The sequence below is a fragment of the Flavobacterium tructae genome (assembly GCF_001853485.1).
Classification (GTDB): Bacteria; Bacteroidota; Bacteroidia; order Flavobacteriales; family Flavobacteriaceae; genus Flavobacterium; species Flavobacterium tructae.
The window spans coordinates 474993-495722 of sequence record NZ_MIKE01000011.1 but is presented as its reverse complement, the minus strand read 5'-3'; the positions used below and the strand labels follow the sequence as shown (position 1 = coordinate 495722).

The following is a 20730-nucleotide window of genomic DNA, read 5'->3' as shown; positions in this document are numbered from 1 at the left end:
ATTTTTTGATGGTTTTTAGATTCTTCTCTAAGACTATTTTAGGAGTTCTTTGCTATTACATCAACTTGATTTGTTAATTGTTACCTTATGACATGAAATTTATTTCCAATTGTTTTTTAAATTAGCTACAAAATGATTCTTTATGGTTAAGAATAAAATTCATCCCGATCAAATGTATATTGATGGCATTGCTGCAAATAATTCCGCAGTCATTCAAAGCATTTACAAAAAATTCGTTCCCAAGGTGGTCATGTTTGTCATGAACAATTCGGGAGATAAAGAACATGCTCAGGATGTGGTTCAGGAAGTCATGATTTTACTTTTTAATCAGGCCAAAGCGAAAACACTACAACTGACTTGTCCTTTTGACGCTTACTTTTTTTTATTGTGTAAAAGGAAATGGCTTAACGAACTTAAAAAAACGGCCAATAAAGGGGTAACAATTAATGAGGATGCAGTATCTATGAATGAATCTGCTCTTGAACTAATTGGTCAAACCGAAGAATTTGATGAAAGACAGCAGCTCTTTGATGCCATGTTTCAAAAATTAGGAGACAAATGTCAGGAGTTGTTAAAACTAAGTTTCACCACCAAAACGATGGAAGAAGTTGCAGCGAAACTCAACGTGACTTATGGGTATGTTCGTAAGAAAAAATCGTTGTGCGTAGGGCAATTGACACAATGGATTCAGGAAGCCGGGAATTTTAAATCGTTAAAAAATAATTAGTCATGAACGAAGAACGTTACATATTATTCGATCAATATCTTCAGGGAGAAATGACTGTTGAGGAAAAAAATAGTTTTGAGAAACAATTGTCTGAGGATCATGAACTGGCTTCAGCGTTTGAAACTTTCAAAGAAGTGCAGTTACAGCTCAAAAGTAAATTTGAACACGAAAGAGAGAGAGAAGCCTTTACGGCAAATCTGACGGAGATTTCAGAGAAACATTTTAATGCCAACAAGCCTAAATTGGTCCAAATGCGACCTTGGTATTTCGCAGCAGCGGCATCAATTGTTATTTTATTCGGACTGTTCTTTTTTGATTACAATCAGAATCCTGATTTTGAGGATTTTAATCATCCAGAAACCGCTTCTTTCGTCGAACGTGGGGATGCAGACGAAACTTTAAAACAAGCAGAAAAAGCATTCAACGAAAAGAATTATGAACTGGCAATTCCGTTTTTTGAGGAAATTTTAAAAGAGAATAAAACACCTGAAATACAATATTTTTACGGGGTTTCTTTACTGGAAGAAAGTGATTATAAAGAAGCAGAAGCAGTTTTTAATGAACTAAAATCAGGTACTTCAGCTTACAAAGAAAAAGCCAAATGGAGTCTGGCACTGTCCAAATTAAAACAGAAAGATTACAATGCCTGCAGAGAAATTCTGCAGACCATTTCTCAGGATTATGAAAACTATGACGATGTTCAGGAGTTGCTGGACGAGTTAGATTGATTGTTTATTTAAAAGGGTAAAATTATTATACTTTCAAACCCGACAGGTTTTTAAAACCTATCGGGTTTGTTTATATAAAAAGGGTTTTTATGTAAAGCCGTAAACGAATCCGGATTTTTAGTCTTACATTCGGCTATTTTTTTTCAGAAAAATTTACCAAAAAACAATTTCAACCTAACCGGATTATTTACATGAACAAAATTACTTTAGTTTTTCTTATTGTATGCACTCAAACGATCTTTGGCTATGCTAAAATCACAGAAACTGAAAAACTTGCTGCGACCTGCAAAGTTTGGGGATTCTTAAAATATTATCATCCTGCAGTGGCCAGTGGGAAAATAAACTGGGATGAAAAACTTTTTGAAGTTTTGCCTAAAATTGAAAAAGCACAGACCAAAGAAGAATTTTCTGCCACAATCGAAAAATGGATTGAAAGTCTGGGAGAAGTATCTGCGAATACACCGGCGGCTCCTGATTCAAAAACAGACTATTTTTATAAAAATTTAAATTTAGAATGGACGCAAAAAGGCAAACTGTTCACCAAAAGCCTTTCTCAAAAATTGAAATTTATTACAGAGAATAGATTTCAGGGTGTAAATCATTTTGTAAATCAAGAGGGTAAAAATGTTCGTTTGCAGTTTGTTAATGAACCAGTCTATGCTGACTTTAAATGGACAGATAAAAATTTACGTCTTTTGGCACTATTTCGTTTTTGGAATTACACAGAATACTTTTTTCCGTATAAATATGTAATGGATCAGAATTGGGATGAAGCGCTTACGGAAATTCTTCCTCATATCGAAGCTCCGGCTTCCGAAAAAGAATTTTTACTGGCAATGCGTGAAATATCGATAAAACTTAATGACACCCATGCCGGTACTATTAGTCCGGATATGGTTAAATATTTGGGTGGAGAGAAATATACTGCTTTTACTCCTAAATTTATAGATGATAAAGCTGTAATTGTCGCTGTAGCAAATGATTCTTTAGCCAAAATAGACGACTTAAGAATTGGCGATATTATAACGAAAGTTGATGGGAGGACAGTGGAACAACAATTAGCAGAGCTTTCAAAGTATACTCAGGGATCTAATAAAGCCGCAGCAACTCAAGTGGGAGGTTTTATTATGTTTACAGGAAATACAGATGATTTAGAAATTGAATTCATTAGAGATAATACAGCATCAGTAAAGAAAATACATCGCTACCCAAACGAAAAAATTAAAAGATCGCCTCCCAAAAAAACTGCAAAATGGGAAATTCTGGCAGATAATATTGGCTATGTAAGAATGAGTAAAGTGTCAAAAGAGGAAGTTGCAACGATGATGGAGGAATTAAAAAGGACACAAGCGATTATTTTTGAAGCCAGAAGCAGACCAGCCTATACCGATTTTTTAGTCAGCGAATATCTAAATCCGGAACGAAGACCCATTTTGACATTGCTTCAACAGGACTTAAGTTATCCTGGTCGTTATTATTTTAGGAATGATATGGAAGAATGTGGTAAAAGTAATCCGGATTATTATAAAGGTAAAGTAATTGTTTTGGTAGGTTCAGGAACTCATAGTTTTGGAGAGCAAACCGTAATGAGCCTGCAGACAGCACCAAATGTTACCGTTGTAGGTACTCAGACATCGGGCTCCGATGGACCAAATTATGAATTTAATATTATCAACGGATTTGATTCTTCTTTTACTTCAATGGGGGTTTTTTATCCAAATAAAAAAGAAACACAGCGTATTGGGATTGTTCCGGATATTAAAGTGATCCCAACTATTTTGGGCGCTCAAAAAGGTAAAGACGAAGTTCTGGATCGCGCTTTACTGTTTGTTAAAACAGGGAAATAACAAATTATTTTGTACTGATTCAAACCCGACAGGTTTTTAAAACCTGTCGGGTTTATTTTTAGAAAAAAATCCGTTTTTATCCGCGTTTTCACGAAGTGAATCCGTAAAAATCCGCGTGCCATTTTTCCTCATTTCATTCAAATTGGGAAAGTTTTTAATATTATCGTAATTTTGGGCCATTAAAAATTATAACAATTGAATTTGAAGGCCATAATTACCGATACACATACACATTTATATTCTGAAGAATTTGATCAGGACCGCGACGAGATGATGCAGAGAGCTATAAATGCCGGAGTAACCCGTTTTTTTATTCCTGCAATTGATGCCGCTGCCACACAGTCGATGTACGATCTGGAGCAAAATTATCCGGATTATGTATACTTGATGATGGGGTTGCATCCTACCTATGTGAAAGACAATTACGAAGAAGAGTTAAAGCATGTAGAAACGGAACTGGCCAAACGAAAGTTCTACGCTGTGGGGGAAATCGGAATCGATTTGTATTGGGATAAAACACATCTAAAAGAGCAGCAAATTGCTTTTAAAAGACAAATTCAACTGGCAAAACAATACAAATTGCCTATTGTAATTCATTGTCGTGAGGCTTTTGACGAAATCTTTGAAGTACTGGAAGAGGAAAAATCAGCTGATTTATTTGGAATTTTTCATTGCTTTTCAGGTACATACGAGCAGGCACTTCAGGCGCTGTCTTACAATATGAAGCTGGGAATTGGTGGAGTGGTAACTTTCAAGAACGGAAAAATCGATCAGTTTCTAAATCAGATCGATTTGAAACATATCGTTCTGGAAACCGATTCTCCTTATTTAGCGCCAATTCCGTATCGCGGAAAGCGAAATGAAAGCAGTTATCTGGTAAATGTTATCGCCAAATTAGCGGATATATACGACGTCTCTGAGGAAGAAATTGCAGAGCGAACCACTCAGAATTCTAAAGACGTTTTTGGGATTTAACCCGTACCTTACAATAGTTTAATTTTTTTTTTGTTCTTTTGCCCACTTAATACCAATATAAATAATGCAGAGATTTGATGCCATTCGACCGTTTTATGATTCTGAAATAAATGAAGCACTTCATGATGTAGTCAATCATCCGATGATGAAAACCATGATGAACTTTACTTTTCCGGAAGTAGCAGATGAGGTTTGGAAAGAGCAGCTAAAAAAGACACATTCTATTCGTGATTTTCAATGCAACTTTATTTATAACACCATACAAAAAGTTTTAGAGAAAAGTTCCGAAGGTCTTACTACTTCAGGATTTGAGAAACTGGAAAAAAACACCTCTTACTTATTCATCTCCAATCACAGAGATATATTATTAGATACTACTTTATTGAACGTTTGTCTTTTTGAGCACGGATTAGTCATGACGGCATCTGCCATTGGAGACAATCTGGTAAAAAAAGCATTCCTGAGTACTTTGGCAAAATTAAACCGAAACTTTTTGGTTCTAAGAGGTTTATCGCCAAGAGAAATGCTGCAGAGTTCTAAATTATTATCAGAATATACAGGGCAATTATTGCTTCGTGAGAATCGTTCGGTTTGGATTGCACAGAGAGAAGGCCGTACCAAAGACGGAAACGATGAAACCAATCCGGGAGTTTTAAAAATGATCGGAATGGGATCTGATGAGCCTAATCTAATGGATTATTTTAAGAAATTAAAAATTGTTCCCGTGTCCATTTCATACGAATACGATCCAACAGATGTTCTGAAGATGCCACAGTTAATGGCAGAAGCCAATAATGAGGTTTATGTTAAAGACAAAAACGAAGATTTCATGAATATCCTGAGTGGTATCATGGGAACTAAAAAAAGAATACACATTTCGGTTGGAGATGTTTTAGATACAGAAATCGATCAGATTGTAGCTGAAAATGACAATGTCAACAAACAAGTACAGGCTTTGGCTCAGGTTATTGACGATTCGGTTTTGAAAAATTATCAATTATGGCCAACTAATTTTATTGCTTACGATATTTTAAACGAGACCAATAAGTTTGCACATCTGTACAAAGAAAGCGAAAAATCGTTGTTCGAGCGTCGTTTAGAAATGCGTATCGGAAGTGATAACCCAGTAACAAGACAAGGATTTTTGGCCATGTACGCTAATCCGGTTGTTAATAAATTAAAATATCAGGATGTCATCTAAACCAAAAATACTACTAATCTATACCGGTGGAACTATCGGTATGAGTAAAGATTTTGAGACAGGCGCGCTCAAAGCGTTCAACTTTGGTAAATTATTACAAAAGATACCTGAAATCAAGCAATTAGACTGCGATATTGAAACGGTTTCGTTTGAAGAGCCGATTGATTCCTCGAATATGAATCCTCAAGAGTGGACGAAAATTGCCACTATTATCGAAGAAAATTATATTGCTTACGACGGGTTTGTGGTGTTGCACGGATCGGATACCATGTCGTATTCTGCTTCGGCATTGAGTTTTATGTTAGAGAATTTGGCAAAACCGGTAGTATTTACAGGTTCCCAGCTTCCGATAGGAGACTTGCGTACCGATGCTAAAGAAAACCTGATTACAGCCATTCAGATTGCTTCACTTCAGGAAAACGGAAAACCGGTAATCACTGAGGTTTGTTTGTATTTTGAATATAAACTGTACCGCGGTAACCGAACTTCAAAAGTAAATGCAGAGCATTTCAGAGCATTTACAGCACCAAACTATCCGGAATTAGTAGAGTCAGGAGTTCATTTAAAGTTGAACACGCATTTATTTCTTCCAGTAAAGACAGACGCGAAACTAATCGTTCATAAAGAAATGGACAATCATGTTGCGATCATCAAAATGTTCCCTGGAATGAGTGAAGTGGTTTTAGCTTCAATTTTAGCGATTAAAGATCTAAAGGGAATCGTTTTGGAAACCTACGGTTCGGGTAATGCACCAACAGAAGACTGGTTTTTGGATTTGATTGAGAAAGCAATTCAGTCCGGATTACACATTGTTAACGTGACCCAATGTTCAGGTGGAAGCGTCAATATGGGGCAATATGAAACCAGTACCGCTTTAAAATCTCTTGGAGTTATCTCCGGAAAGGACATTACTACGGAAGCAGCCATTACAAAATTAATGTACCTGCTGGGACAAAATATTCCTCAAACTGAATTTAAGGCAATTTTCGAAACAGCTTTACGCGGGGAGATTTCGCTATAAAATAAAATTCCAAATTCCAATCGTTTGCTGATTATATCTTCATTTTGGAATTTGGAATTTCTAAATTTGGAGCTTATCAATTTTTGTAACGAACCTCACAAGTTCCAAACTCTTCTTCAGGGCTTTGTTTTTTGTAATACACATAAACAATTACAGAAAGAATGCAAATAATACCTTGAATTGCCACAGTCTCTCGGGTTCCGATAATGTGCGAAACATATCCGATAATTAAACTTCCCACAGGAATCATTCCCTGATATGCCATCAGATAGTAACTAATACTTCTCGAACGCAGGTGCACAGGACTTTGTGTCTGAACGTAAATGTTTATAGACGAGGTTTGTGCCATCATTCCCAGACCGCTCAGAGCCATGCAAATAAGTGCCACAGTCAGACTATTGGAATAGGCCAGTACGATAATGCTAAAACCTAATAATAAGCTCGCAGCGATCATTATTTTGCCCATATTGTCTGCTTTTTTAAGATTAGCCAGATAAATAGCAGACAGTATCGAACCAATTCCGGCAGCACTTTCAAACCAACTGAAAGTCTGTGCATTTCCGGTAAAAATATCCTTGGCAAAAACTGGCATTAAAGTATTGAACGAAATCACAAACAGGCTGCTGCACATTAACATCAGAAGCATTTTGGCCATTTCACTTTCTTTTTTTATATAATCCAGACCTTCAAGAAAGTCATCAACCATTTTCATTTTTTCAGTGGCTTTAATATGCGGTGTGATTTTCATCATCAATAAAGAAATCAGAACCGGAATGTAGCTTAAGAAGTTTCCAATAAAACAAATGTCCTCACCATAATTGTGCAGAATAATTCCGGCTAAGGCAGGTCCGGCAATTCGGGCGAAATTATTCAGCGTAGAGTTTAAGGCCACTGCATTGGGTAAGTCCTCTTTATTGTCAACAATATCTATCATCATCGTTTGTCGGCAAGTCATGTCAAAAGAATTGATGATTCCCTGAATTAAACTTAAGGCCAGAATAAAGTTGATGTTGTATATTTTCAGATAAATTAACAGTGCCAAAGCTCCGGCCTGAAGCATCGCCAAAGATTGCAATAGAATCATAGCACGGTGTCTGTCGTAACGGCCAATAATACTTCCGGCCAGAGGAGCCAGGAATAAGGATGGGATCATGCTTAAAAATGTCGCTAATCCCAGTAAGAAAACCGAACCTGTCACGCTGTAAATCATCCAGCTTACAGCTGTTTTTTGAAGCCAGGTTCCAATTACAGAAACAGATTGTCCGTAAAAGAACAACTTGAAGTTTTTTGATTTTAACGCTTTAAACATGATGCCTGATATTTTTTTACAAAGTTCGGAATTATGATTTCATTAGAAAAATTAATAATTTTACTTATAATAAGTATTAAAACTTATCAGTATGGAAATTTATCAATTGGAATATTTTATAAAAACCGCTGAGGTACTTCATTTTACTAAAGCGGCCGAGTTGTGTTTTGTAACACAATCGGGCCTATCACAGCAAATAAAAAAACTCGAAGAAGAACTCGAAATGCCTTTGTTTAAAAGGATCGGTAAAAAAGTACAGCTTACCGAAGCCGGCGCTGTTTTCCTGATTCACGCCAAAAGAGTTATCGAAAATGTAGAAAACGGAAAACAGGCTATTGAAGATTTAAACGAAATGATTGGCGGTGAACTGCGAATTGGTGTAACCTATATCTTCGGACTTTTAATTCTGCCCGTTATCAATACGTTTGCAAAACAGTACCCTAACCTGAAAATTGTCGTCGAATACGGCACGACAGAAGCTTTAGAACAAAAATTATTAACCAACGAATTGGACCTGGTTTTGGTGATTTCGTCACATGAAATAAATATTCCCGTTGAGAAAGTTCCTTTGTTTACTTCGCAAATGGTATTGGTGGTTTCAAAAACACATTCTTTGGCAGCTTTAGATAAAATCGCTTTCAAGAAAATAGAGGAAATTCCGCTCGTTTTGCCGGGAAAAGGGTCGAATTCGAGAGAATTTGTGGAAGAACTATTTGCTAAAAACAAAATGAGACCCAAGATTTCCATCGAATTAAACTCGATTCATGCCTTACTGCAAATGGTGCAGGACAGTGACTGGGCCACCATAGTGGCAGAGAAAGCCCTAAAAGGCTGGGACGACCTGAAAGCCATTCAGATTACGGGAGTTCCCACAAAAAGAGAATCGTTTATGCTGACCCTTGGAGGCTATCAAAAAAAGGCTGTAAAACTGTTTATGGAAGAATTTAGAAAAAGTATGTAAACTAATATCCGATTTTGTTTTTCTAAGTCATTTTTTTTTATGTTATTTGCAGACCAATTTAGAAAGGTGTCCGAGTGGTTGAAGGAGCTAGCCTGGAAAGCTAGTATATGGGTAACTGTATCGAGGGTTCGAATCCCTTCCTTTCTGCAAATTTTTAACGTAAAGAATACCAAACCCCGAAACTTTTGTTTCGGGGTTTTTTATTAACTTTCTCCAATTATCAAATCAACATCAAAATAGCTGAGGATTAAAAAAAACTTTGGTTTCTTTTGTGCGCCGTTGAATATAAAAACACCTTTTTTAAATGGAAAAGCAGCAATTAATTTTTTACAATACTGTTGACGGAAAATCTAATGTAGTTCTTCTTGTAAAAGATGGAGATGTTTGGATGAATCAAACTCAATTGGCAGAACTTTTTGACACCTCCAAGCAAAATATAAGTTTACATGTTGTAAATATCTTAAAAGAGAAGGAGTTAGAGAAAAAATCAGTTGTCAAGGATTACTTGACAACTGCCTCTGATGGTAAGCAATACAATGTTATCTTTTATTCTTTGGCCATGATTTTGGCTATTGGTTTTAGGGTACGAAGCAAAAGAGGAACGCAGTTTAGACAATGGGCAAACCAAAACCTTCAGGAATACATGATTAAGGGTTTTGTCATAGATGATGAACGCCTTAAAAACCCAAACGGAAGGACGGATTATTTTGATGAATTACTCGAGCGAATTAGGGATATTCGGACTTCTGAAAAGAGATTTTATCAAAAAGTTCGAGATTTATTTACATTGAGTAGTGATTATGATACTACAGACAAGGCGACTCAAATGTTTTTTGCCGACACTCAAAATAAATTGCTTTACGCTATTACAGGAAAAACAGCTGCCGAAATAATTGTTTCGCGTGCCAATGCTGATGCTCCAAATATGGCACTTACGAACTGGAAAGGAAGTATTGTGCGTAAACAGGATATCTACATTGCAAAAAATTATCTTACTGTTGATGAGATAGACACACTGAATCGTTTTGTAGTGGTATTTCTTGAAACTGCTGAATTGAGAGCAAAAAACAGACAAGATATTACAATGGGCTTTTGGAAAACAAATGTTGATCGAATTATAGAATTTAATGATAAAGAAGTTTTAAATCATAAAGGGAAAATAACGCATTTGCAAATGGAGGAAAAAGTAGATGCAATTTATGAAACATTCAATAAACATCGTAGACAGTTGGAAGCTGAGGAAGCAGATAAACAAGATCTTGAAGAATTAAAGCAATTAGAAAGCAAGCTTAAAAACAAATCAAACTAATTTTATTGCGAAAGAAGCTTTAGAGTTAGAATCGAGGTGTCCGAGTGGTTGAAGGAGCTAGCCTGGAAAGCTAGTATATGGGTAACTGTATCGAGGGTTCGAATCCCTTCCTTTCTGCAAAATTAAGAAAGCCGCAATTTCATATAAAAATGAAGTTGCGGCTTTCTCCTTAGAAAGGATATATCGGAGTGTTTTTTAGATTATTTTATTAAAGAAATTATTATATATTTGGCCTTTTTTGTTCCCTAAAAAACTAGAATGGATTTACCTCCTTACTCACCAGGATTGCATAAACTGGTTACTTTACATGTCGATGAAACTCAGAAGCTAACCAATAGTCAGGGCTTTGTTGATGTGACCAATATGATTTTAGAAAAGTATGCTCTGGAGAAGGTAGGTGTAATTGTGCATAATTTTGACAACAATAGTTTCACCATTTCATTCTGCTTAAAAGAATCTCATATCTGTATACACACTTGGCCCGAATACAATCAGTTAACACTGGATGTTTATTTGTGTAATTATCTGCAGGATAACTCAAAGAAAGTTAGAGATGTTATGGCTGATTATATTAGCTATTTTGAAGGAAAAATTATTAAAGATTTTGAAATCAACCGATAGGATATGAAAATTGCTTGTTACGATTGTAATACAGAAACTGAATTAAGAGTTGGTTTTGAGGTTGTGAATTTTGTATGTCCCAATTGTCAGAGTTTGTATACTCGTGATAGTGAAGGGATGTTTCGCAGGAGATCTAAGTATAAAACCACACTCAATGATTTCCCATTGGCGATTGGTGATATTGGATTTTTAAAAGGAAGTGAGTATAAAGTCACTGGGATCCTGGTAAAAAAAGTTCATCCTGATTACAGATGGACAGAATTTATATTGGAGAACCACGAAAACGAGTGTATTTACCTTTCAGTTTCTAACGGACATTGGATTTTACTAACTGAAATGGAAGAGGTTTTTGAGGTAAAAAAGCACCCTTTAATTCTGGAGCACAATAACAAAGACTATAATATTTTTGAATATTCAGATGCTGCAATTATAAACGCTCAGGGGTTTTTCGATTTCGAATTGCCTCAGAATAAGAATATTCATTTAGTGGAGTATATAAGACCACCTTACATGATTTCTGTGGAAAGAATGAATGGAGTTGAAACGGCTTTTTATGGAGAATACATTAAAAAGGAAGAAATAAAAAAGGCTTTTAAGAATGTTGTACTGCCTTATAAGTTTGGTGTAAACATGATTCAGCCATCTCGGTTTAATCTTAATAATACAGCAATTATTTTTTGTTGTATTGCTGCATTGCTGATAGCAACCAATTGGTTTATCTATAAGGATCAATTTAAACAAAAGGTGTTTTCCAAATCCATAAAATTTGCTGAATTTGATAATAAAGAAATTACAAGTGATGCTTTTATTCTAAATGGCGGTTCGGCACCGCTGAGTATTACAGTTGCTACAGATGTTGATAATTCTTGGGCAAATCTTAATGTCGCTTTAGTAAATGAAATGACCAATGATGAAATTTATGCCAATAAAGACATAGAATTTTATCACGGTTATTCTGATGGAGAATCATGGACAGAAGGTGACAATATGGAGAAGTTCAATATTTGTGGTGTTAAAGCAGGAAGATATCATCTCTTGATAACCCCAATGAAAGCACCGGAAGATGTCAATAATAGTGAAATGCGTGTAAATGTAGTTTGGAACGAACCATCAAACAGAAATGTCTGGATGGTAGTTATTGCTATGATTGTCATTTACTTAATAATATGGTTTTTTACGTATAATTTTGAAAAAGAGAGATGGGCTGATAGTTCTTATTCTCGTTACGATGAATAAATAGTCATGAAAAAAATTTCGGATTTTATCTATAATAATGCCGCTTCATTAGCAATAGGATTTTTTTGCTTTGGAGTTTATCTTTATTTTGCAATTGCGGGAAACCGAATTTGCGATTGCGAAACCACAGAAAATTACAAGTCAACGGGAAGCCGGACTTCTTATAACCGTTTTTATCACAAATAATATTTTACTATGGATTTAATACATGTTCAACCAGTAGTTAATTCAGTTATTTTTTCTTTTTTAGGAATAATCATTTTATTGGCAGCTTATCTAATTATCGAAAAACTTACGCCGGAAAACACCTGGAAAGAGGTAGGGGAGAAAAATAATGTTGCCGTTGCGATTGTTTTGGCCGCATTCATCATCGGGATTTCGATGATCATTAGTGCAGCGATTCATGGGTAAAAAGTTTCTTAGGTTTGAATTTCTTTTGCTGTTTGCCGTATTTATTATTGCAACCTGCGGGCTAATCTATGAGCTAGTTGCAGGAACGTTAGCAAGTTATTTATTAGGCGATTCCGTAAAACAATTTTCATTTATTATTGGAGTTTACCTGTTTTCGATGGGTATTGGCTCCTTTTTTTCAAAGTTTTTCCACAAAAACCTGCTCAATACATTTGTTGAAATCGAGATTTTGGTGGGTTTGATTGGCGGCCTGAGTTCGGTAGTTTTATTTCTATTGTTCGAAAGTGTTGAATCCTTTCAATTCATATTGTACCTGTTTGTTTTTGTAACAGGTTTTTTGGTCGGATTAGAAATTCCGCTTTTAATGAATATTTTAAAAGACAAAGTTGAATTTAAGGACTTGGTCTCTAATGTATTTACATTTGATTATATTGGGGCCCTGCTGGCTTCGATACTTTTTCCTTTGGTTTTAGTTCCAAAACTAGGAATAATGGGAACCTCACTTTTCTTTGGAATGATCAATGTAAGCATAGCCATTGTGTTGTGTTTTTTGCTTACCAAAGAACTAAAAAAGCCTTATTTCTTAAAAGTAAAGGCTATTTTTTCATTCGGTGTTCTGCTTACGGTTTTTATCTTTTCCGATGTAATCCTGTCTTATTCAGAAGGGAAACTATATGGTGAGAATATAATTTATACCAACACAACTCCGTATCAGCGTATTGTTTTAACGCACAATAAAAGTGATTACAGGTTATATTTAAACAACAATCTTCAGTTTAGTTCTGTAGATGAATACCGATATCATGAAGCCTTAGTTCATCCGGCAATGTCAATGGCAAAAGCGGTAAAAAATGTTCTGGTTTTAGGAGGAGGTGATGGATTGGCAGTTCGGGAAATCCTGAAATACAAAGAGGTTCAAAAAGTAACTTTAGTCGATCTGGACGAAGGGATGACCAGACTTTTTAAAACTAATAAAGTATTGACGAAGTTCAATCAAAATTCATTAAACAATCCGAAAGTTACAGTTATAAATACGGATGCTTATATCTGGGCAAAAAGTTGTCAGGAGAAGTTTGACGTTGCGATTATAGATTTCCCCGATCCGTCAAATTATAGCTTAGGAAAGTTATATTCTCTCAATTTTTATCAAACTATAAAAGGAATTTTAAAACCTAATGCGGCAGTTGTCATTCAGACGACCTCACCCTATTTTGCGCCTAAGTCATTCTGGTGTATCAATAAAACAGTAATGCAGGTTTTTCCTCAGGTTGATGCTTATCATGCCTATGTTCCTTCGTTTGGAGAATGGGGATATACAATTGCAATCAATGGTTTTGGATCCGGTTTTAACGAAGTGAATAGAAAAAGTCCCGGATTGAAATTCTACAATTATCAGTTTGACAGATTTAATTATTTTACCAATGATATGATTTCAAATGAAATAGAAATTAATCGTTTGGATAACCAGATTTTAGTACGCTATTTTGATGAAGAATGGGGAAAATTGCAATAAAGGAAGGCGAAATTTCGTAAAAGGAATCACAGCATCTTTGCTCTTAATTCCTTTTATACAATTTTGTTCTGATAAAATAGCAGTCCTGATGATTCGGTTATCAGGAACAAATCATCTTTTAGGACATCGCTTGTGGATAAAAGATTTTCCGAAACCGAAAGAACAAATAAAAATACCTTATTTAATTATTGGTGGCGGAATATCAGGTTTGAGTGCTGCACGACAGTTTCATAAAAGGGGAGTTCCTGATTTTTTATTGATTGAAATGGCAGATCATTTAGGAGGAAACTCTTCAAATGGTCAAAATAAATATTCTAAGTACCCTCTGGGAGCACATTATTTGCCTCTTCCAAATTTTGAAGATAAAGAGCTTCTTGGTTTTCTTGAAGAAGAAAAGATTATTTTGAGTTATGATAAAAAAGGGCTTCCGGTTTTTGATGAATTGCAACTGACTTTTGCACCGGATGAAAGGTTGTTTTATAAAAACAATTGGCAGGAAGGAGTTGTTCCAAAGGAAGGAAATTCAGAAGAAGAACATAAAGAGTTTCAACGATTTTTCAGAGAAATGGATGTTTTTAGAAGTGCAAAAGGAGAAGATCAAAAATACTTATTTGATATTCCAATACATCTTTCTTCTAAAGATCAAGAAACAAGAGCATTAGATAAAATTACTATGCAACAATGGTTTGAGAAGAATAATTTTAAATCAAAACCCCTGTTTAATTATATTGATTATTGCTGTAAAGATGATTTTGGTTTAGGAATTACTTTTGTATCGGCTTGGGCAGGAATTCATTATTTTGCAGGACGAAAACAAGATGCAGCTGCAGAAAAATCCGATAGCGTTTTAACCTGGCCGGAAGGAAATGCCAGATTAGCACATCATCTTAAAAAATACACAGCGCAAAAAACGCTCAAAAATCATTTGGTTTATGAGGTGAAAATCGAAAAAAACAAGGTTATTGTTCAGGCATTTGATGATGTTAATAAGTCTTCGATAGAAATAATAGCGGATAGCGTTATCATGGCAACGCCGCAATTTGTAAATCAATACCTCATTAAAGACAGGAAACAATTTACAAAACAGTTTCATTACACACCTTGGCTTTTGGCGACTTTAGTGGTGAACAATCTGACAGATAATTTAAGTTTTCCTCTTTCGTGGGATAATGTAATTTATGAAGCAAAAGGTCTCGGTTACGTTTATGCACAGCACCAAACACTAAATCAGATTCAGGACAAAAAAGTGATTACGTATTATTACAGTTTCTCATCTGCAGATCTAAAGAAAACACGTAAAGAAATCTACAAAAAAGACAAAGAATATTGGAAACAGGTCGTTTTTAATGACTTGAAAATTGCCCATCCGGATATTGAAAATGATACTGAAGAAATGGAAATTTTCTTGTTAGGACATGGCATGATCTCTCCGGTACCTAATTTTATTTTCGGAGATGCCAAAAAGAAAGCTTCACAGAATATTGAAAATTTAATCTATTTTGCTCACTCTGATTTGTCGGGGATTTCAATTTTTGAAGAAGCTTTTCACCAAGGAATTAATGCCGTAAATAAACTTTTAGATGGAACAGCCCTGGATTCATAAAGCAAAAACAGACTCATTGTTAATCATTGGACCGTCATTTTTTGTGCTGGCCATTATTTTGGTTTTTCAGGATTATATCACTTCAATTGAAAATAATTATTCGTTTTATACCTGGCTTTTTCTAATTGTATTTATTGACGTGGCACATGTTTATGCAACTTTATTTAAAACCTATTTTGTAAAAGAAGAATTTCTGAAAGACAAGAAGAGATTGATTCTTTTACCTGTTATTTGCTTCGTTACAGGAATGGTTTTATTTTCTTTTGGGAGTTTAATTTTTTGGTCTTTTTTGGCCTATATAGCTGTTTTTCATTTTATTCGACAGCAATATGGGTTTATGCGATTATATGCTCGTAATGAAGTCAAAACAAAGACCTCCGTCTGGATTGATAATCTGGCAATTTATGCTGCTACGATTTACCCAATGCTATTTTGGTTTTTTTCACCCGAAAGAAAATTCAATTGGTTTGTTGAAAATGAATTCTTTCGTTTTGAAAATAAAGCCATTTTAGAAACTTTGTTTTGGTTTTATATTGCCATTCTACTCGTCTATGTTATTCGTACTGTTATTGTTTCGGTAAAAAATAAGTTTTTTAATATTCCTAAAAACAGCATTATTTTTGGAACTGCACTTTCATGGTATTTTGGGATTGTTTACTTCAATGACGACCTTATTTTTACGCTGCTAAATGTAGTTTCACACGGAATTCCTTATATGGCTCTGGTTTACTTTAAAGAAATTGATGGAAAGGGGGGAAAAGAAATAGGTGTTCTGACTTATTTAAGGAGATACAATGGCGTTTTAATTTACATAGGGATATTAGTAGTAATTGCTTTTTCAGAAGAGTTTCTTTGGGAGTTTTTTGTCTGGAATGAAAATATTGCAGTAAATACCAGCTTCGATTTCTCAGGATGGCAATTTTTATTAGTACCTCTTTTGAGTGTACCCCAATTTACACATTACATTTTAGATGGTTTTATCTGGAAGACTAAAAAATAAATTAAATTTGAATATAAGTCTATCTATATTGTGTGTTACAGCTTAATCTCAAACAAACTAAAAGAACCTTCCTTATAATGTTCCGGTAATTCACTTGTCCATTCGATGGTGCTGATTCCTTTATAGTTAAAGCCACAACTGGTGTAATACTTATTTATCCTTTCGTTACCGCTATGCGTATCAAGCCTGATGTATGATTTGTTATTCTCGTGAGCATATATTTTTGCCCATTCGATGATTTTTTTAACATACGACTGTCCTCTGAATTTTGGGTTCGTAGCAATACGATGAAGGTAGATGGCAGGATCGGTGCTGGCTTCTTTCCAGATAATCAAATCGTTAAAAGTAAGCACAAATGTACAGGCTACTTCATTTCCTTCTTTGATGATGAAATGGCGATTTTCGGCAATTTCTGTTTCTATAAGTGTTCTCTCAAAGCCTCTCCAGCTTTTATTATTGACCGTTTTTTGATAAGAGGTAGCGGCATTGTAAAGATCAAAAACGGCATCGATATCCTCGTTTGTAGTTTTAAAAAATTCCATTATTGGGCGGTATACTGTAGATTAATGAATTCCTCAAAGGTAAATCTTTAAGAAGCGTAAAGTCCCATGAAACATCAGTTTTAACTTTTTTCAGAAGTATTCAGCCACACCACATTTTGTTCGGATTGATGCTCCTGACCAATAATATCGCGATACAATTCTGGTCTTCTTGCTTTTATGTAACGGTTTCCGCCAGCCTGAATGCATTTTTCAGGAGTTAATAGTGCAGTTACAAAAGAGTCTTCAAAAGAGCTGCATTCAGAAAGAATATCCCCAAAAGGATCAATAATCATCGAACAGCCATTTTTCAGTTGATCATCGTCCATTCCAATTGGGTTCGAGAATACAGCATAAATAGCATTGTCATAGGCTCTTGCAGGAAGCCATTTCATGAGCCAGTCTCTGCCCTTCATTCCTTCAAATTCCAGTCGGAGAGAAGTAGGATCAGACTCACGGTTTTCCCACAGCTGCGGAGCAACAAATCCGGCACCCGGTCGGGTAGAAGGAGTACACATCGTAACGTGAGGCATAAAAATAATCTGGGCACCTAAAAGAGTGGTAGCTCGAACATTCTCAATAATATTGTTGTCGTAACAAATTAGAATACCGCATTTCCATCCTTTAATCTCAAAGATACAGTATTGGTCTCCCGGAGTAAGGTGTGGATTGATAAACGGATGCAATTTTCGGTATTTGGCAACCAAACCATTTTGGTCTATGCACACATAAGCTTTGAATAAGTTATCGTCTTCGTCTTTCTCAAAAAGCCCAGCCAGAATCACGATATTATGGTTTCGCGCAATTTCAGTTAATTTCAGAATACTTTCTCCACTTGGAATTAATTCTGCCAGGTTCAGCATTTGTTCTTTTGACAGATGTCGGGCAAAAGTATAACCTGTTACAGAACACTCGTGAAAGGAGATAACATCACATCCCTGACTTGCTGCCTGTTGTGAAAGTTTTTCAATTACGGATAAGTTATAGCTTTTGTCGCCACTTTTGTTCTCGAACTGAGCAGTGGCTATTTTTAAATTTTTCATAATGCTTACTATTGATTAGAGACAAAGGTAGCATCGGTACTATTCTGAAAATTGTACAAAACCGACATTCTAAAGCAGAATAGGCGGAGCCGTTTTGATGAGATTATTGGTTAATTTCCCGGTATTGTTTAAGTATTCTTTTGGAGTGATTCCGGTGTGTTTTTTGAATTCCTTTATCAGATGAGACTGATCCGAAAAACCGGCATTGTAGCTAATGTTTGTGAGATTTATATCGACAGACTTCTCTTTTAGTAGTTTTAAGAAATAATGCAGTTTGATAATATTTCCAAATTTCTTCGGATTTAATCCGATGCACTCTTTGAACTTTCTTTCCAGATGACGTTCCGTATAGCCTGTAAATTTAGCCAGTTGGTTTACATTAAAACTCCCTTTATGTGTGGTAATAAAACGAAGCGAACTTTCAATAATTAGTTGGTAAGAAGCTGTTTTGTCGGAAATATAAGTGCCGAAAAAATGATTGAGAAGTTCAACTTTCTCTGAGATCGTGTAATTTTCGCATAGCTGCTCCTGAAGAATTAAACCCTCTCTGTTAAAAATAGTATCAATAGAAACAATAGAGTCGAGAAATTCATAAGCCGGAATGCCCAACAATTGATGAATACCGTTAGGCTGAAAAACAACAATTATAAGAGTGATTTCCTGGTTGGAATAAATGTCTTTAAATCCCGTAAGTTGTCCATACAAAAAAGAATCCGGTAAGAAGTTCTGAATTTCTTGATGGTTTAGATCAGAGGTAAGATTGCCTTTTAAAGAAAACACAATACCGGTATTACCATCCGAAAACAGACGAAGCTTTTGTTGGGATACTTCTTTGGTGTCTAAAAAAAGATAATGTTTAATGTAAGGTGATAATTCTACTGATGGTGAAATCTGCATTGTTTAAAAGATTATGGACTGCAGTCAATTGTTGCTGCTTCTTCAAAAGTCAATTGTATGAGATCATTTTTGATTTGTGAAGAATAACTTTTGATAAAATTAAGGATATTTTTCCAATTAAGATTTTTAAATATTAGTTCTGTAAAGCTACTTTTACCAGCGGTAAAATGCGTTCTGTAAATAAAGTATAAGCTTTGGCAGAAGGATGTAAGCCATCTGCGGCCACCAAATCAGGATTATCAAGACCTTTACGGGAAATATCGGTTATCGAAACAAAAACAACATTATTGAGTTTGCAGTAGCTTTCAGCAAAGGAATTGTATTGATTGATTTCGCCTGAAATTCTTTCACCTTCTCCCTCCATTTGTATTTTGCCAAAAGGAGTATAAGCATAATCCGGAATCGAGATCACAATTACCCTTTTTTTATTCCCTTTTGCTAAAACAATTGCTTTGTTTACGAGCTCCGGAAACTCTTTCTCATAGATCGAAAAGCTTTTTCCCTGATACTGATTGTTAACCCCGATAAGAAGTGTGACTAAATCATAGTTAGGATCCGGATTTTGGGTGTTTATTGCCGAAATTAAATTAGTGGTAGTCCATCCGGTGGTCGCAATAATTTTTAAAGAAAAGCTGGCTAGCGGATAAATTGCCGTTAAACTCGATTTTAACTGTTCAGGAAATCCGCACGTTTCGCATACGCTTTGTCCGATGGTGTAGCTGTCTCCTAAAGCCAAATATTTTATAGAACCCAAAAGAGGTGTAATTGGAAAAGTAGATATTTCCGAAGTGTTTTCGTCAGAACTACAGCTTAGCAGGAATATAGAGAGGATAACAAGAACTATTTGTTTGAAATGCGGTTTCATAATTTGGACAAATTAAGTTTCGGTTCATTTTAAACAAATAGTTACGTTAAATAACTTGTTTCGGTTTTTAGACCATTTCAGTCTTCATCAGAATTTCTTCTTCAATAGCATTCCAAAGTCCGATACGTTTTTCTAATGCTAAAATCGAAATTTCTTCCACTTCTTTCCATTTCTGAGCATCATCTTCACACAAATCAGTGATCATTTGCATCGCCATTGGTCCGTGTTCATCGGCATCCAATTCGATATGTCTTTCAAAATAGTATAAAAGTTTACTTAGATCCGTTTCAGGAAGATTTTTTTGGAAGTTTTTCAGGATTGCGGTAAACATACTCGGAATCAAATCTTCTCTTCCAAAAGTAAATGCTGCAGCAATTTGATGAGGCTTTCCTTCTTCAATTACTCTAAAAGTAAAATCTAAGAAAGCTTTTGTATCAGGATGTAGGGAACTTTGTTTTATGGCAACAAAAATATTATGCAAGGAGTTTACTTCGGCTAAAAAGTTGTTGATTCCGCTTGTATCGGCACCACAATCTTCCATAGCTTCAATATACATTTCATAGTGACTTTGTCTTTTTCCATCAATACTTAAATCGGTTTCTTCTGCCAGAACGATTTCATTTATTAAGTATCTTGTTTCAGGATTTTTTGTCGCGAACCAAGGAGTAGAAGTACAGGTAAGCTTAGATTGTAATGCTTTTAATAAGGACATAAAATCCCAAACAGCGAAAACATGAGTTTCTAAAAAACGATGTAAGTCATCGATATTTTGGATTTTATTGTATAATGAATGTTGTAGAAGTTGATCTTTTTGGGGTTGAATGCTATTGTTTATAGTTTCAATATTCATTTTCGAATTTTTTATGCAAATATAAAAAGCTTCCCGTTAAGAAGAAGCTTTTTGTATTGGTTTTGTATATATTT

At 35.2% G+C, this 20730-nt stretch carries 20 protein-coding genes and 2 tRNA genes; 16 read left to right on the top strand and 6 right to left on the bottom strand.

What is annotated here, in order from left to right; genetic code table 11:
• Nucleotides 1–142: 142 nt before the first annotated feature.
• The 6 genes from BHE19_RS04160 to BHE19_RS04135 all read left to right on the top strand — a co-directional run bounded on the left by BHE19_RS04160 (nt 143) and on the right by BHE19_RS04135 (nt 6499).
• Nucleotides 143–727 carry an RNA polymerase sigma factor gene (locus tag BHE19_RS04160; protein ID WP_017494642.1) on the top strand — a complete coding sequence of 195 codons (585 nt, stop codon included), beginning with the start codon at nt 143–145 and terminating at the stop codon, nt 725–727.
• 2 nt (nt 728–729) lie between these two features.
• Nucleotides 730–1455, top strand: coding sequence for a tetratricopeptide repeat protein (locus BHE19_RS04155; protein ID WP_070906089.1), 726 nt, complete (start codon nt 730–732; stop codon nt 1453–1455).
• 191 nt (nt 1456–1646) lie between these two features.
• Entirely contained in the window at nt 1647–3302 is a 1656-nt protein-coding gene (locus BHE19_RS04150; protein ID WP_070906088.1) for a S41 family peptidase, read from the top strand.
• A gap of 201 nt (nt 3303–3503) precedes the next feature.
• Nucleotides 3504–4277 carry a TatD family hydrolase gene (locus BHE19_RS04145; protein ID WP_394332168.1) on the top strand — a complete coding sequence of 258 codons (774 nt, stop codon included), beginning with the start codon at nt 3504–3506 and terminating at the stop codon, nt 4275–4277.
• 64 nt (nt 4278–4341) lie between these two features.
• Nucleotides 4342–5478, top strand: coding sequence for a 1-acyl-sn-glycerol-3-phosphate acyltransferase (locus tag BHE19_RS04140; protein ID WP_070906086.1), 1137 nt, complete (start codon nt 4342–4344; stop codon nt 5476–5478).
• Nucleotides 5468–6499: an asparaginase gene (locus BHE19_RS04135; protein WP_017494647.1), complete on the top strand. Its 1032-nt coding sequence runs from the start codon at nt 5468–5470 to the stop codon at nt 6497–6499. The genes BHE19_RS04140 and BHE19_RS04135 overlap by 11 nt, the downstream gene beginning before the upstream one ends.
• Before the next feature lie 76 nt (nt 6500–6575).
• Here the strand turns inward: BHE19_RS04135 and BHE19_RS04130 are convergent, their stop codons facing one another.
• Entirely contained in the window at nt 6576–7808 is a 1233-nt protein-coding gene (locus BHE19_RS04130; protein ID WP_070906085.1) for an MFS transporter, read from the bottom strand.
• Nucleotides 7809–7899: 91 nt separating this feature from the next.
• On the opposite strand from BHE19_RS04130, the gene BHE19_RS04125 reads away from it, so the two are divergent.
• The 10 genes from BHE19_RS04125 to BHE19_RS04075 all read left to right on the top strand — a co-directional run bounded on the left by BHE19_RS04125 (nt 7900) and on the right by BHE19_RS04075 (nt 16462).
• Nucleotides 7900–8769, top strand: coding sequence for a LysR substrate-binding domain-containing protein (locus BHE19_RS04125; RefSeq protein ID WP_070906084.1), 870 nt, complete (start codon nt 7900–7902; stop codon nt 8767–8769).
• A gap of 60 nt (nt 8770–8829) precedes the next feature.
• A tRNA-Ser gene (locus BHE19_RS04120) sits at nt 8830–8916 on the top strand.
• Between the two features lie 157 nt (nt 8917–9073).
• Nucleotides 9074–10078 (top strand): virulence RhuM family protein, encoded by a 1005-nt coding sequence (locus BHE19_RS04115; protein ID WP_070906083.1) that lies wholly within the window; start codon nt 9074–9076, stop codon nt 10076–10078.
• 27 nt (nt 10079–10105) lie between these two features.
• Nucleotides 10106–10195, top strand: a tRNA-Ser gene (locus BHE19_RS04110).
• 141 nt (nt 10196–10336) lie between these two features.
• On the top strand, nt 10337–10699 hold the full coding sequence (locus BHE19_RS04105) for an S-adenosylmethionine decarboxylase family protein (protein ID WP_070906082.1): 363 nt from the start codon (nt 10337–10339) through the stop codon (nt 10697–10699).
• A 3-nt stretch (nt 10700–10702) separates the two neighbouring features.
• Entirely contained in the window at nt 10703–11935 is a 1233-nt protein-coding gene (locus tag BHE19_RS04100; protein WP_070906081.1) for a DUF4178 domain-containing protein, read from the top strand.
• Between the two features lie 195 nt (nt 11936–12130).
• Entirely contained in the window at nt 12131–12346 is a 216-nt protein-coding gene (locus BHE19_RS04090) for a DUF350 domain-containing protein (RefSeq protein ID WP_070906079.1), read from the top strand.
• On the top strand, nt 12339–13859 hold the full coding sequence (locus tag BHE19_RS04085; protein WP_070906078.1) for a polyamine aminopropyltransferase: 1521 nt from the start codon (nt 12339–12341) through the stop codon (nt 13857–13859). Before BHE19_RS04090 ends, BHE19_RS04085 begins: the two co-directional genes overlap by 8 nt.
• Before the next feature lie 88 nt (nt 13860–13947).
• The gene (locus tag BHE19_RS04080) at nt 13948–15462 is read left to right on the top strand and encodes a flavin monoamine oxidase family protein (protein WP_070906571.1); all 1515 of its coding nucleotides are present in this window, start codon (nt 13948–13950) and stop codon (nt 15460–15462) included.
• Nucleotides 15440–16462, top strand: coding sequence for a hypothetical protein (locus tag BHE19_RS04075; protein ID WP_070906077.1), 1023 nt, complete (start codon nt 15440–15442; stop codon nt 16460–16462). The genes BHE19_RS04080 and BHE19_RS04075 overlap by 23 nt, the downstream gene beginning before the upstream one ends.
• Nucleotides 16463–16497: 35 nt before the next feature.
• Here BHE19_RS04075 and BHE19_RS04070 read toward each other — a convergent pair whose 3' ends face one another.
• From BHE19_RS04070 to BHE19_RS04050, 5 genes are all read right to left on the bottom strand, one after another.
• On the bottom strand, nt 16498–17004 hold the full coding sequence (locus BHE19_RS04070; RefSeq protein ID WP_070906076.1) for a GNAT family N-acetyltransferase: 507 nt from the start codon (nt 17002–17004) through the stop codon (nt 16498–16500).
• 80 nt (nt 17005–17084) lie between these two features.
• Entirely contained in the window at nt 17085–18044 is a 960-nt protein-coding gene (locus BHE19_RS04065) for a nitrilase family protein (protein ID WP_070906075.1), read from the bottom strand.
• Between the two features lie 69 nt (nt 18045–18113).
• Nucleotides 18114–18941, bottom strand: coding sequence for a helix-turn-helix domain-containing protein (locus BHE19_RS04060; RefSeq protein WP_070906074.1), 828 nt, complete (start codon nt 18939–18941; stop codon nt 18114–18116).
• A gap of 133 nt (nt 18942–19074) precedes the next feature.
• Complete coding sequence (locus tag BHE19_RS04055) at nt 19075–19806, bottom strand: SGNH/GDSL hydrolase family protein (protein WP_070906073.1); 732 nt, start codon at nt 19804–19806, stop codon at nt 19075–19077.
• A 67-nt stretch (nt 19807–19873) separates the two neighbouring features.
• The gene (locus tag BHE19_RS04050; RefSeq protein WP_070906072.1) at nt 19874–20656 is read right to left on the bottom strand and encodes a DUF3050 domain-containing protein; all 783 of its coding nucleotides are present in this window, start codon (nt 20654–20656) and stop codon (nt 19874–19876) included.
• Nucleotides 20657–20730: the final 74 nt, after the last annotated feature.

Excerpts from the sequence above, each read along its gene's own strand:
- BHE19_RS04160 (WP_017494642.1), top strand. The coding sequence starts at position 143 with ATGGTTAAGAATAAAATTCATCCCGATCAAATGTATATTGATGGCATT.
- BHE19_RS04155 (WP_070906089.1), top strand. The coding sequence starts at position 730 with ATGAACGAAGAACGTTACATATTATTCGATCAATATCTTCAGGGAGAA.
- BHE19_RS04150 (WP_070906088.1), top strand. The coding sequence starts at position 1,647 with ATGAACAAAATTACTTTAGTTTTTCTTATTGTATGCACTCAAACGATC.
- BHE19_RS04140 (WP_070906086.1), top strand. The coding sequence starts at position 4,342 with ATGCAGAGATTTGATGCCATTCGACCGTTTTATGATTCTGAAATAAAT.
- BHE19_RS04135 (WP_017494647.1), top strand. The coding sequence starts at position 5,468 with ATGTCATCTAAACCAAAAATACTACTAATCTATACCGGTGGAACTATC.
- BHE19_RS04130 (WP_070906085.1), bottom strand. The coding sequence starts at position 7,808 with ATGTTTAAAGCGTTAAAATCAAAAAACTTCAAGTTGTTCTTTTACGGA.
- BHE19_RS04125 (WP_070906084.1), top strand. The coding sequence starts at position 7,900 with ATGGAAATTTATCAATTGGAATATTTTATAAAAACCGCTGAGGTACTT.
- BHE19_RS04115 (WP_070906083.1), top strand. The coding sequence starts at position 9,074 with ATGGAAAAGCAGCAATTAATTTTTTACAATACTGTTGACGGAAAATCT.
- BHE19_RS04105 (WP_070906082.1), top strand. The coding sequence starts at position 10,337 with ATGGATTTACCTCCTTACTCACCAGGATTGCATAAACTGGTTACTTTA.
- BHE19_RS04100 (WP_070906081.1), top strand. The coding sequence starts at position 10,703 with ATGAAAATTGCTTGTTACGATTGTAATACAGAAACTGAATTAAGAGTT.
- BHE19_RS04090 (WP_070906079.1), top strand. The coding sequence starts at position 12,131 with ATGGATTTAATACATGTTCAACCAGTAGTTAATTCAGTTATTTTTTCT.
- BHE19_RS04085 (WP_070906078.1), top strand. The coding sequence starts at position 12,339 with ATGGGTAAAAAGTTTCTTAGGTTTGAATTTCTTTTGCTGTTTGCCGTA.
- BHE19_RS04080 (WP_070906571.1), top strand. The coding sequence starts at position 13,948 with ATGATTCGGTTATCAGGAACAAATCATCTTTTAGGACATCGCTTGTGG.
- BHE19_RS04075 (WP_070906077.1), top strand. The coding sequence starts at position 15,440 with ATGGAACAGCCCTGGATTCATAAAGCAAAAACAGACTCATTGTTAATC.
- BHE19_RS04070 (WP_070906076.1), bottom strand. The coding sequence starts at position 17,004 with ATGGAATTTTTTAAAACTACAAACGAGGATATCGATGCCGTTTTTGAT.
- BHE19_RS04065 (WP_070906075.1), bottom strand. The coding sequence starts at position 18,044 with ATGAAAAATTTAAAAATAGCCACTGCTCAGTTCGAGAACAAAAGTGGC.
- BHE19_RS04060 (WP_070906074.1), bottom strand. The coding sequence starts at position 18,941 with ATGCAGATTTCACCATCAGTAGAATTATCACCTTACATTAAACATTAT.
- BHE19_RS04055 (WP_070906073.1), bottom strand. The coding sequence starts at position 19,806 with ATGAAACCGCATTTCAAACAAATAGTTCTTGTTATCCTCTCTATATTC.
- BHE19_RS04050 (WP_070906072.1), bottom strand. The coding sequence starts at position 20,656 with ATGAATATTGAAACTATAAACAATAGCATTCAACCCCAAAAAGATCAA.